11 protein-coding genes are annotated in these 11568 nt (G+C 67.9%); 5 read left to right on the forward strand and 6 right to left on the reverse strand.

Translation table 11 applies throughout. The features are described from left to right. Positions 1 to 54: 54 nt before the first annotated feature. From ACFWF2_RS32055 to ACFWF2_RS32080, 6 genes are read right to left on the reverse strand one after another with little or no spacing between them, the layout of a single operon-like run. Positions 55 to 912, reverse strand: a complete 858-nt coding sequence (locus ACFWF2_RS32055) for a metallophosphoesterase (RefSeq protein ID WP_379311234.1) — start codon at positions 910 to 912, stop codon at positions 55 to 57. Further along, positions 909 to 2276 carry an ABC transporter substrate-binding protein gene (locus ACFWF2_RS32060; protein ID WP_379311235.1) on the reverse strand — a complete coding sequence of 456 codons (1368 nt, stop codon included), beginning with the start codon at positions 2274 to 2276 and terminating at the stop codon, positions 909 to 911. Before ACFWF2_RS32060 ends, ACFWF2_RS32055 begins: the two co-directional genes overlap by 4 nt. Before the next feature lie 33 nt (positions 2277 to 2309). Continuing rightward, positions 2310 to 3440 carry an ABC transporter ATP-binding protein gene (locus ACFWF2_RS32065; RefSeq protein WP_379311236.1) on the reverse strand — a complete coding sequence of 377 codons (1131 nt, stop codon included), beginning with the start codon at positions 3438 to 3440 and terminating at the stop codon, positions 2310 to 2312. 9 nt (positions 3441 to 3449) lie between these two features. After that, a complete protein-coding gene (locus ACFWF2_RS32070) occupies positions 3450 to 4316 on the reverse strand; it encodes an alpha/beta fold hydrolase (protein ID WP_379311237.1) in 867 nt (288 codons plus the stop codon). Continuing rightward, the gene (locus ACFWF2_RS32075) at positions 4313 to 4840 is read right to left on the reverse strand and encodes a YiiD C-terminal domain-containing protein (RefSeq protein WP_379311238.1); all 528 of its coding nucleotides are present in this window, start codon (positions 4838 to 4840) and stop codon (positions 4313 to 4315) included. The genes ACFWF2_RS32070 and ACFWF2_RS32075 overlap by 4 nt, the downstream gene beginning before the upstream one ends. A 12-nt stretch (positions 4841 to 4852) precedes the next feature. Beyond that, positions 4853 to 6013 carry an acyl-CoA dehydrogenase family protein gene (locus ACFWF2_RS32080; RefSeq protein ID WP_379311239.1) on the reverse strand — a complete coding sequence of 387 codons (1161 nt, stop codon included), beginning with the start codon at positions 6011 to 6013 and terminating at the stop codon, positions 4853 to 4855. 139 nt (positions 6014 to 6152) lie between these two features. On the opposite strand from ACFWF2_RS32080, the gene ACFWF2_RS32085 reads away from it, so the two are divergent. The 5 genes from ACFWF2_RS32085 to ACFWF2_RS32105 all read left to right on the forward strand — a co-directional run. Then, positions 6153 to 7094, forward strand: coding sequence for a PDR/VanB family oxidoreductase (locus ACFWF2_RS32085; protein WP_379311244.1), 942 nt, complete (start codon positions 6153 to 6155; stop codon positions 7092 to 7094). Between the two features lie 86 nt (positions 7095 to 7180). Further along, positions 7181 to 7876, forward strand: a complete 696-nt coding sequence (locus tag ACFWF2_RS32090) for a hypothetical protein (protein ID WP_379311240.1) — start codon at positions 7181 to 7183, stop codon at positions 7874 to 7876. Positions 7877 to 8428: 552 nt separating this feature from the next. Beyond that, positions 8429 to 9301 (forward strand): fructosamine kinase family protein, encoded by an 873-nt coding sequence (locus ACFWF2_RS32095; RefSeq protein WP_379311241.1) that lies wholly within the window; start codon positions 8429 to 8431, stop codon positions 9299 to 9301. Positions 9302 to 9495: 194 nt separating this feature from the next. Beyond that, complete coding sequence (locus ACFWF2_RS32100; RefSeq protein ID WP_379311242.1) at positions 9496 to 10284, forward strand: class I SAM-dependent methyltransferase; 789 nt, start codon at positions 9496 to 9498, stop codon at positions 10282 to 10284. 639 nt (positions 10285 to 10923) lie between these two features. Further along, positions 10924 to 11568: hypothetical protein (locus ACFWF2_RS32105; RefSeq protein WP_379311243.1), on the forward strand; the 645-nt coding region annotated here is incomplete at its 3' end.

An 11568-nucleotide genomic window follows, 5' to 3' on the forward strand; every position in this document is an offset into this window, starting at 1 on the left:
GGGGCGATGCTCGCCACCTGCGCCGGGTCCTGCCTGTCGTCGATGACGAACATGTCACCGCGTCCGGGCGGCGATCGCCGCGAGCTGGTCGAGCACCTCGGATTCCGGCCGGTCGTAGACCGGCGTCGCCGGGGTCGCCTCGATCGCGGTGGCCAGCACCGTCGATCCGACGAGATCGATGCGGCTGTACCCGAATCCGGTGAGCCCGCGGTGCCTGCCCGCCGGCGCCATCGGATCGATGCGATACGACAGCGCGGGCCCGATCCACACCGGGATACCGGCCACCGCCGCGGCGGCCGTCAGATGGTTGTGCCCGCACAGGATCATCCGGACATCCGAGCCGTCGAGCACCTCCACCAGCCGATCCGCATCGGTGAGCTTGAGGAAGTCGGCGGTGGCCACGGGCGAGGGCAGCGGCGGATGGTGCAGCACCAGCACGGTGCCCCGCGGGGCGGGCGTGCGGAGCTGAACGCTCAGCCAGGCCAGCTGCTCGAGTTCGAGCCTGCCCTCGTGCCGCTGCGGCGTTGTGCTGTCGAGCACGATGATGCGCAGGCCCGCGATCTCGATGCTGCGGTCGTGCGGCAACGTGGTGTCCACCGAGCCGGGAGCCAGATCCAGCAGCTCCTCGCCGAAGGCGGCGCGCTCGTCGTGATTGCCCATGGCATAGACGATCTCGGCGCCGAGCTCGGCCGCGACCGGCTCGACGGCCGCGCGCAGCCGCCGGTACGCCTCGGGTGACCCGTTGTCGGACAGGTCACCCGAGAGCACCAGGGCGTCGACGTGCTGCCCGGCCTCGCGCAGGTGGGTGAGCACCCGCGCGAGGTTCGCGTCGGTGTCGACGACACCGTGGACAAGCTCACCGGCCGGGCGCAGGTGGGTATCGGTGAGCTGGACGATGGTCAGATCGCTCATGTGACCGGCAGGAGTTTGGTGCCCTCTGCCTGCGCAGCGGTCAACGTGGACTGAGGATCCTTGCCCTGGAACACGATCGCCTCGACCGCGTCCATCATGCCGTCACGCATCTGCAGATAGTTGTTGCCCGGCATCGACACCCACGGCTCCATGTTCGCCAGCTGGGCGACGTTCGGCTTCAGCAGCGGGTTCTTCGCCGCCCAGTCCTTGAGCCCGTCGGCCTGGTCGAGCAGGCCGGTGCGCAGCGGCAGGTAGCCGATGTTCTGCGAGATCTTGATGTAGGACTCTTCGCTGGTGAGGAACTTGATCAGCTCCCACGAGGCGCGCTGCTTGGCGGGATCGTTGGACAGGATGTGCAGGCCCGCACCGGAATTCGTCGGCACGGTCGCCTTGCTGCCGAACGACGGCATCGGCGCCGACCGCAGGTCCCACTTGTCCTTGGCGCCGGTCACGAAGGTGCCCTGGATGGCGCTGGTCTCGAGGATCATGCCGATCTCGCCGCGCGCGAACGCCTCGTAGCCCTGCTTCTGGTTCAGCTTGGGCATGCCGCCGGTGTTCACCAGGTTCTGCGCCATCTGGGTCACCTCGACGACGGGGGCGTCGGCGTAGGTGAGGGTGCGGCGGTCCTCGGAGATGACCCGGCCGCCGTTGGAGCGCACCAGCGACTGGAAGCACCAGTCCTTGGCGGTCTTGGTGAGGCAGTCGATGTACACCCCGCCCTTGCCGGTGCGGTCGGCGATCTGCTTGGCGGCGGTGGTGACGTCGGCCCAGGTGGCGGGCGGTTTGGCCGGGTCCAGACCGGCTTCGGTGAACAGCGAGGCGTTCAGGTACAGCACGGGGGTGGAGAACACGAACGGCACGCCGTAGGTGTGGCCGTCCCAGTCGTCGAGGACGCGGGCGCGCGGGGCGTAGGCGTGGCGGCCGTCGAAGTTGCGGGCCACCTCCTGCTTGCCGACCAGGGTGTCGAGCGGCTTGGCCTGCAGCTGGTGCACGGTGAAGTCCAGGTCGGAGAAGCCGAGCTGGGCGACGTCGGGCGGGGTGCCCGCGACCATCTGGTTCTGGATGCTGGAGATGGTGTCGGTGGCCGGGTTCGGGCTGTTGCCCTGCGGCTTCTGCGCGGTGACCTTGATGTTGGGGTACTTCTTGCCGAAGTCGGTGATCAGCGCGTTGAACGTGTCGGTCCAGGCGCCGGCGAGACCGTAGTTGTAGGACTCGAAGGTGATCGAGACCTGCTGGTCGGGCTTCAGCTCGGGGATCTGCGCGGTCGTCGTGGTGTCCGTGGACACGGTGCCGCCCAGACCGCAGCCGCTCAGGGCGACGGCGGTGGTGAACACCACGCCCAGGACGGGCAGGGTGCGTTTCATGGTGGTTCTCCTCATCAACGGGTCGTGCGGAAATCAGGGGACGGGCACTGCCGCCGCGTCCTTGCTCGGTGTGGAATCCGATTGCGGCGCTCGCCAGGTCAGCCGGAGGCCGGTATCGGGATCGAACAGATGGATGTCGGCGGGATCGACACGCAGCGCGACGGCCTCGCCGGCGCGGACCCCGGCCGGGCGCGGTGCGCGCACGCACAGGCTGGTCTTGCCCGCGTCGAGGTGCACCAGCTCCTCGCTGCCGAGGTTCTCGACCATCCGCACCGTGCCGGTGACATCGCTGGCCGAGGGGTCGATACGCAGGCGCTCCGGGCGGATGCCCGCGATCACCGCGGTGGCGTCGCCGAGTTCCTCGGAGATGTCGAGGGCGGCGTCAACGCCGTCGGCCGTCACCCGCAGGCCGCCGTCGCGGGACTGCACGACCGCGGGGAACAGGTTCATCGGCGGCGAACCGAGGAACCCGGCGACGAAGGTGGAGCGCGGCTGGTCGTAGAGCTCGGCGGGTGTGCCGCACTGCTCGACCCTGCCCTCGTTGAGCAGGGCGATGCGCGAGGCCATCGTCATCGCCTCGACTTGATCGTGGGTGACGTACAGGAACGTCGCGCCGAGTCGCCGGTGCAGGGAGATCAACTCCGCCCGCGTCGCGCTGCGCAGCTTGGCGTCCAGATTCGACAGCGGCTCGTCCATGAGGAACGCGCCGGGATCGCGAACCATGGCGCGCGCCAACGCGACCCGCTGCCGCTGCCCGCCCGAGAGCGCGACGGGCTTGCGGTCGAGCAGGGCAGACAGTTCCAGGGTGGCCGACACCTCGGCGACCCGCTGGGCGATCTCGGCGCGCGGCCTGCGTCGTGCGCGCAGCGGGAAACCGATGTTCCTGGCCACCGACAGATGCGGGTAGAGCGCGTAGCTCTGGAACACCATCGCCAGGTCACGGCGCTGCGGCGCCGCGTCGGTGACATCGGTGCCGCCCACCAGGATCCGGCCTTCGCTCGGCTCCTCCAGCCCGGCGATCATCCGCAACAGGGTGGACTTGCCGCAGCCGCTGGGGCCGAGCAGCACCATGAATTCGCCGTCGGCGATATCGAGGCTCACCTCGCGCACGGCGTAGTCGGTGTCGAATCTCTTCGACACCGCGTCGATCTGCAGTCGCGCCACGTCTCTCCTTCAGGCCGGCGCGGTGCCGGCCGTGATCCACTGCGACACGCCCGCGGCGATCGCGGGCGAATCCTTGAGCCAGGTGAAGTGATCCAGGTGCTCGACCGCGGAGTTCTCGTCGATGTGCCACTGGGTCACCGCGGCCGAGGGCATCCGCGAGACCAGGAAGTCGACGTTGGACTTGGGGCCGAGTACGTCCTGGGACAGCGAGATCGCCAGCACCGGCAGGGTCATGTTCGCCAGCAGCGTGTTGTAGCGGCGCTTGGTGCCGCTGGGGCGGTAGTAGCTGGTGAGCGAGTGGATCGACCAGTCGACCATCACCCCGCCCGGCATCGGCGCCGGGATCAGCACGCCACCGGGCCAGTGCCCCTTGACCCGCGAGACCAGGCCGATCCACTGGATCTGGCTCAGTGCCTCGAACCAGCGGCGCGGACCGAACGCCCACCAGAACACGGTGCCGGTGCCGATCACGGTGATCCCGGCGACCCGCTCGGGCTCGGCGGCGGCGAACAGCAGCGCGAGCTGACCGCCCAGGCTGTGCCCGAACAGGTGCAGCGGCGCCTGCGGGAACCGCTCCTCGACCGCGGAAACGATGGCGGGCAGGTCGATTTCGAGCATCTCGCGGTAGCCGAAGTCGGTGTGCTCACCCAGGGCGGGCTCGGCCTCGCCGTGCGCGCGCAGGTCACAGGTCGCCACCGAGAGACCCGCGGTGTGCAGCGCCTTGGCCAGCGACTGGTAGTTGCGCGCCTTCATCGCCATGGCGGGCAGGATCAGCACCACCGGGGCGGTGGGGTCGGCGGCGGCCAGCCAGCGCACCGTGAAGCGCACGCCGTCGGCGGTCTCGACCGTCGTGGTGTCGGGCGTGGTCGTTGTCATCGCTCGTCCGTTCCGGCGATGCGGACATCGCACACGTAGTCGAAGGTGAATTTGGCGGTGCGCACGTCGTTGTCGTCGAGCAGCTCGGCGCGACCGGACAAGGCGAAGCGCGTGGTCTCGGTGGCGGCCAGGACGGCGGCCAGCTGCTCGGCATCGACCGTCGCGACGGCACGGATGCGGCCGCGGGCGGGCTTGCGGTAGGCGGCGGTGCCACCGCGCAGCACCAGCCGGTCGATCGTGTGCAGCCGGTGCGCGGCGGCGCCGACGAAGGCCGCGGCGCCCGCGATGTCGGCGGCGGTGAACAGCGCGCCCGCGTGCACGGTGCCCATGTGGTTGCACATCACCGGCTCGGCGGGGATCTCGACCACCGAACGGGCCGGGGAGATCTCGGTGATCCTGGTGCCGACGTGGGCGCCGAAGGGGACCAGCGCCTGCGAGGCAGCGCGCAGGTACTCGTAGTCGACGGCGTCGGGATCGAGGGCGGGGTAGGCGGCGCCGAAACCGGCGATGCTGCGCGTGGTCATGGGAGTGTCCTCTCAGCGCGGTCCGCGCAGGACGCGCCGCGCGATCGACCAGCGCAGCACCTCCGACGGACCCTCGTAGATGCGGAAAGCCCTGGCTTCCACCAGGAATCGGGCCACCAGGTAGTCCTCGCAGACACCGAGTCCGCCGTGCAGCTGCACCGAGCGGTCCAGGACGCGCCAGACCGCCTCGGAGACGAAGGTCTTGGTGATCGACGCTTCGTGACGGGCCTGCGAGGAGGCGGCGCCGTGCTCGTCGATGGTGGCGGCGGTGGACCGGATCAGGCTGCGGGCGGCGGCGATGTCGATCTCGTTGTCGGCGATCAGGCCCTGGGCCAGACCGTGTTCGGAGATCGGCACGCCGAAGGAGTGGCGGCCGGTGATGTGGTCGGCGGTGAGCTGCTGGGCGCGCACGGCCAGGCCGAGCCAGTTCATGCAGAAGACCAGCCGCGAGGGCGCGAGCCGCACCTGCGCCAGGTCGAGGCCGCGGCCGACCGCGCCCAGGATCGCGGACTCGGGGACCTCGCAGTCGGTGAACTCGACCTCGCAGTGTCCGCCGGGTGCGCTGGTGTGGTCCAGCGTCGGCATCCGGCGGCCCACCTTCAGGCCGGGGTTGTCCTGGTCGACCAGGAACATGGTCGGCCCGTCGGTGGTGGCGGCGACACAGATGGTGAACGCCGCACCCTGGGCGCCGGTGGTGAAGTGCTTGCGGCCGTTGATGATCCAGCCGGTGTCGGTCTCCTCGGCGACGGTGGCCAGCATCCGCGGATCCGAGCCGGCGCCGGGGGCGGGTTCGGTCATGGCGATGGCCGAGCGGACCTCACCGGAGGCCAGCGGGGCCAGATACCGCTGCTTCTGCTCGGGATTCGCGACCGCGGCCAGCAGGTGGATATTGCCGTCGTCGGGCGCCCAGGCGTTGACCGCGAGCGGCCCGAGCAGACTCGCGCCCGCCGCTTCGAGCACCTCGGCCTGTGCCCTGGTGTCCAGGCCGAGGCCGCCGTACGCGGGATCCGACAGCGGGCCGAAGACGCCGGCCTCCTTGGCCTTCTTCTGCAGGTCGAGGCGCAGGGCGTCGTCGGTGACCCGGCCACCGACCACGACCTCGCGTTCCACCGGGATGACGTGGTCTTGCACGAACTGCCTGGTCTTGTCGACCAGTTCCGCCACTGGAGTCATGCCGCCAGTCTCGGACGGGTCGCCCGCAGGGAGCCGGGGCGATAGTGAATGTCGATCGGTCCAATCGACTCGCCACGCCCCGGCGGCGGTCGCGGCGGGGGTGCACCACGGTGATCTCGACAACGATTCCGCCGAGGGGATGGCCATGACCGACATGAGGGTGCGGGTGATCGAGCGCACCGACGAAGCCGATGCGGTGTTCGCCCTGGTGCTCGCCGCGGTCGACGGTGCTGATCTGCCCGCGTGGACGCCGGGTGCGCACATCGACGTCGCGGCGGGCGCCGCCGGGGTCCGCCAATACTCGCTGTGCGGCGATTCCGCCGAGCGGGACCGCTGGCGGATCGCCATCCTGCACGAGCCCGCTGGTCGTGGTGGGTCGGCGCATCTGTTCCGGACCGCGCTGCCCGGCACGACGCTGTCGGTATCGGTGCCCCGCAACAACTTCGAGCTGGTCGAAGCCGCGGAGTACACGTTCGTGGCGGGCGGGATCGGGATCACCCCGATCCTGCCGATGATCGCCGCCGCCGAGCGGGCGGGCGCGCACTGGACGCTGCACTACGGTGCGCGCACCAAGGCGCACATGGCCTTCGCCGACATGCTCACCGAGCGGTACCCGGCGGCGCGGCTGGTGCCGCAGGACGAGTCCGGGCTGCTTCCGGTGGCGGAGATCCTGTCCGCGCGGCCGACAGCGACCGTGTACTGCTGCGGGCCGGAACCGCTGCTGGCCGCTGTCGAGGCCGAAGGCGTACGGCAGCGCGTCACGGTGCGCACGGAACGCTTCGTGCCGCGGCAGGTCGAGACCACCGGACCAGACCGGGCCTTCGAGATCCGGCTGGCGCAGACCGGCCGCACCCTGCGGGTCGGCGCCGACCGCTCCATCGTCGATGTCCTCGAATCGGCGGGCGTCGCGGTGATCACCTCGTGTCGCGAAGGTACCTGCGGTAGTTGCGAAACCCCCGTGCTCGACGGTGACGTCGAGCACCGCGATTCGCTGCTCACCGCCGAGGAGCGCGAGCGCGGCGCGACGATGATGCTCTGCGTCTCGCGTGCCCGCTCCGGTGTGCTGGTGCTCGACCTGTGAGCGCGTCGCGGAATCGGCGTCCCGAGAACGTGCGCGTATTCGACGCGCCGATTCCCGTCCGGGAATGTGAGAGGAAGAAATACACGATGAGGAAATCTGCTGCGGCTGCGGCAATGCTCGCTGTCGCGATCGGCGTGACCGCCGGCGCCACCGGCTCGGCTTCCGCGGACGCCGACGCGCCGGTCAACTTCACCGCGCAGGAAGTGGCCGGCAAGTCCGTCATCACCACCGATGCGGGCTCGATGGTCGTGGAGGAGGGCGCTTTCAAGCTGAAGGCTCCCAACGGCACCACCATCGCGGCCACCCCGCTGACCTTCCGTCTGGACGACTTCGAACTGCCGATCGCGGCCGAGATCGCGGGCAACACCGCGACCCTGTCCCCGCAGCTGGACGTCTCGAAGGCCGTCTACAAGCCGGTCGCCCTGCCCTATGAGGACAAGGCGCCGTGGAAGAACGAGTACGACCGTGAGGTCGCGGCCTGGAGCCGCCTGACCAGCACCATCTCCATGGGTGCCAGCATCGGCACCCTGGTCGGTGGCCTCGGCGGCGCCGCCGTCGGTTGCGTCCTCGGTGGCGTGCTCGCGGGCACGGTCGCCCTGGGCACCATCGTCGGCCTGCTCGGCCCCTTCCTGCCCGCCGCCGCCGTCGGCTGCATCGCAGGCGCCCTGCTCGTCGGTCCGGTCGGCGCCATCGCCGGCCAGATCTTCATCACCGCTCCGTTCGCGATCGGCGCGGCCATCCAGTACTTCACCACGATCAACTCCCCATTCCCGGCGAAGTGATCTGACCAGGGAAAACATCACCTGAGCAGGTAGTTTGAGGGCACTCGACCAGCATTTGTGACTTGGGTCATATTTGCTGGCCGGGTGTCTGCTCGGGCTGATCTGGGAGGCAAACCCCTTCGGAGTGCGGCAGAGCCTCGTTGGCACTGGCGGTGGAAAGGTTCTGGGCAGTTAGGCGGTGGAGGGGACTCACGGCCTAGCTGCCCAGAACCTTTCAGCTGTGAATGTTCGGTACTCGATGACGCCTGTCACAAGCGCTTGTGCTCCCGGCACACAGAACCGGCCCGGCAGGAATCCCTGCTGTCAGCTCCGGCGCGAATGTGGTTCTGGCCCACTTTCCGTGATCAGGTTTGGAGTCGCGGCCCCGTGCGAGTACCCCCGCCGCAGCCCGATGGCTGCGAGCGAAGGTCCGTGCCACCCAATCGATCCGAGCCAGATTTCGGATTGTCGACCAACGCGCGCCCAGCGGCATCTGCGGACATTCGTGCGCAGGCACTCCACAGCGTGCCCCGGATCGGCACAGCCCTCGCCGACACATGGTTCACTGCCCTGATGGCAGAGGTTGAGGTCCTCGCTCGACAACTGGAGGCGGCAGACTTCGCTGTCGCGACTCTCGAACAGATGACCGGCGGATGCATCTGCATCGCCGGAATAGCGACATTGCGTGATGGCCGGCGAATTTTCGCGAAGACGCTGACGGATGCGGACGTCTTCGAGGTCGAAGCCGCCGGGCTTTCAGCGCTCGCGCACCTCGGCGGTGTACGTGTCCCGGCCGTGGCCCACGTCTCGACCCAGCTACTCGTACTCGAAGCGCTGCAGCCACGAGGAGTAGACGAGCAGTTCTGGGCGCAGCTTGCGCACATGGTCGCCGCATTGCATACCTCCACAGTCTCCGACCGGTTCGGCTGGTACCGCGATGGCTGGCACGGCCGAATGCTGCAAGAAAATGCTTGGGAGACAGATGGTTACGAGTTCTACGCGCAGCACAGGATTCTGCGGTGGCTGCGGGAAGCGCCGGTGCGGGAGGAGTTCGACCGAGTCCAGCGCAGGGCAATTGAACGCCTTTGCCTCGCGCTACCCGAGCTCATCCCGCCGCACCCGCCTTCGCTGACCCACGGCGACATGTGGCCCGGGAACATCCTTGCTGACGGCTCCGGCAGGCCCGCGCTGATAGACCCTGCAGTGTCCTACTGCTGGCCCGAGATCGACCTGGCCGCACTCTGGTGCCAACCCCGACCGTCGGCTTCAGACAGGTTCTTCGCTGTGTATGAAGAGCTGACTCGTCCCTGCGAGGGGTGGCGGGACCAAGCGCAGCTGTTGCGTATCTGGGATCTGTTCAGCGTGATCGCCCACGGCCTCGACACCTGGGGCGCCGCCCAAATCATCCACAAACTCATCGCACCCCATCGCCCAAAACGGACGTGACGACGCAGAGCAGGCGCCTGCGCACATCGGCTATTTGTCGTGCGCTGTCGGACAGGCACGATATTCAGCCAATACGCGGAAGTTCCGAAGACTCTCGTTCGAAGTTGTTCTAGCAGTGTGGATTCGATCACTTGGCACCGGAGAGTGCTGGCAAACCAACCCCGGCTCATGACACCCGCGCCTAGCGTCTGGGCATGAGCTGGTCTTCACCCGACGCGTACTACACGTTGCCGAACGAATGGGACTTCGCTGGCGAACGTCTTGCCTTGCTCGGCGCGGCCTATGACTCAGGAAGTATCGCGCTAGCGCAGCGGCTCGGTGTGCGTGCGGGATGGCGGTGCCTGGAAGCCGGAGCTGGCGGCGGGTCCTTCGCGCGATGGCTGTGTAGTGTCGTACTGCCCGGCGGGCGAGTACTCGCGGTCGATTCCGACCCGCGCCACCTCATCGACCTACCCGGCTGCGGCGGCGAAGTTGCCCAGCTCGACCTCGCCGCCGACGATATCCCCGAGCGCGCATTCGATTTCGTCCACACCCGATTCGTCCTGCTGCACATCGCCGATCGGGACATCGTTCTGCAGCGATTGGTCCGAGCGCTGACACCGGGCGGCGTTCTCATGCTCGAAGAAGGCGACGGGCTCGGCGTGCTCGATGAAATGCCAGGTGCATTCGGCGAAGTCTGGCGCGCCTTTGCACGCTCGACCGAAATCGCAGGCGCGAGTCAATCGTGGGCTCGGAACATACCTGCGCAATTGGAGACGCTCGGGCTTGTGGATGTTCATGCCGAGGCGGATATCCCAATGTTTCGCGGAGGCTCACCGATGGCGCGCATGTGGAATCTGACCTGGGCACAAGCCCACGACACCTTGGCCACTCTCGGTGTTCGACCTGAGTTGATTGCCACCGCGCAGACGGAGCTCGAAGACGAACAACGATGGTTCTACGCCCCACCCACAGTCCGTGCATGGGCTCGGCGCGAGCGGTGAGCGGGCCATCTGCTCTTGCAGTTGGGTGCTCGTTGTCGACTGTCCGAAATCTGGCTCAGATCGATTGGGTGGTACAGACCTTCGCTCGCAGCCATGGAGTTTGCGACGGAGGTACTCGTACGGAGCGCGGCTCCAGACCTGATCGCGGAAAGTGGGCCAGAACCGCGAACGTGACCCGGATCTTCTGGTCCAATCATGACCCGGCCGCCCTGCAGGAACGCCCTGTAATGCCGATTTCCGTGCATTCCGGGCGAGCCGGGGGCCACTGCGGGAGAGAACGGGCACCGACCAGCAGACGATGGTAGTACCCAGGATCGGGAAGGTATGAGCCAGCGGTCGGTGGGTGACGCTTCTTAGCCAAGGCTTAGACCAACTCAACCTCGTCGAATCCGACGGTCAGGACTGTGCCGCCGCACCCGCAGCACGCCTCCTTCGCGGTATACAAGGCCTCGCCGAAGTCGATGCGCAGCTTGTGGCTACGGTCGTCAACTTCCCACACGAACCGGTTCGTGTGGGCCTGCGGCAGCCGTGACGCCCGCCTGAATCGCCACAATTTCCGGAATACCCATGCTGCCGAGCGAATGACTGCACAATTCAGTTGCGACGCGCTGTGGGGGGCACTTCACACACGCTGCAGCTGTGCCGACAGGTTTCTTCCGTGCCGTTCTGGTGAAGGGAGTTCGGGTGGCGCGTCTGGTGTGTGTGCATGGGATCGGTGCGCAGGTCTCCGGTAATGAGGTGATGCTTCAGGAGTGGCTGCCAGCGGTGAACAGCGGCCTGTCCCTGGCCGGTACGGCAGCATTGACGCCTGAGGAGGTGGCGGCGGGGTTTTATGGTGATCTGTTCCGGCCGCCAGGACAGTTCCTATCGGTGGGTGAGCCATGGTACGGGCCGGGTGACGTCCAACCGGGGTGGGAGCAGGAGTTGCTGGTGCGGTGGTGGGAGGCCACCGCAGAGACGGATGCGACGGTGCGGTTGCCCGGTGATCAAAGTTTGGCGCGGACCCCGGTACCGGTGCAGGCGATCCTGCAGCAGTTGTCTAAGTCGAGGTTCTTCGCGGGGGTCGCGGTGCGCGGCATGATCGGGAATGTGAAGCAGGTGCGCCGGTATCTGTTCGAACCCGACCTGCGCGAGCAGATCCGCGATCGGGTGCGGGCGGTGATCACCGCCGATACCCGGGTGGTGGTGGCGCATTCGCTGGGTTCGGTGGTCGCCTACGAAACGCTATGCTCGACTCCAGTTCATAGTGTGAGGGCGTTGGTGACGTTGTGTTTGACTTTGTTG

It is taken from the genome of Nocardia sp. NPDC060259 (genome assembly GCF_042728775.1).
Classification (GTDB): domain Bacteria; phylum Actinomycetota; class Actinomycetes; order Mycobacteriales; family Mycobacteriaceae; genus Nocardia.

What these genes read in the sequence shown, in the direction of transcription:
- ACFWF2_RS32055 (WP_379311234.1), bottom strand. Translation starts at nt 912, where the DNA reads ATGAGCGATCTGACCATCGTCCAGCTCACCGATACCCACCTGCGCCCG.
- ACFWF2_RS32060 (WP_379311235.1), bottom strand. Translation starts at nt 2,276, where the DNA reads ATGAAACGCACCCTGCCCGTCCTGGGCGTGGTGTTCACCACCGCCGTC.
- ACFWF2_RS32070 (WP_379311237.1), bottom strand. Translation starts at nt 4,316, where the DNA reads ATGACAACGACCACGCCCGACACCACGACGGTCGAGACCGCCGACGGC.
- ACFWF2_RS32075 (WP_379311238.1), bottom strand. Translation starts at nt 4,840, where the DNA reads ATGACCACGCGCAGCATCGCCGGTTTCGGCGCCGCCTACCCCGCCCTC.
- ACFWF2_RS32080 (WP_379311239.1), bottom strand. Translation starts at nt 6,013, where the DNA reads ATGACTCCAGTGGCGGAACTGGTCGACAAGACCAGGCAGTTCGTGCAA.
- ACFWF2_RS32085 (WP_379311244.1), top strand. Translation starts at nt 6,153, where the DNA reads ATGGCCATGACCGACATGAGGGTGCGGGTGATCGAGCGCACCGACGAA.
- ACFWF2_RS32090 (WP_379311240.1), top strand. Translation starts at nt 7,181, where the DNA reads ATGAGGAAATCTGCTGCGGCTGCGGCAATGCTCGCTGTCGCGATCGGC.
- ACFWF2_RS32095 (WP_379311241.1), top strand. Translation starts at nt 8,429, where the DNA reads ATGGCAGAGGTTGAGGTCCTCGCTCGACAACTGGAGGCGGCAGACTTC.
- ACFWF2_RS32100 (WP_379311242.1), top strand. Translation starts at nt 9,496, where the DNA reads ATGAGCTGGTCTTCACCCGACGCGTACTACACGTTGCCGAACGAATGG.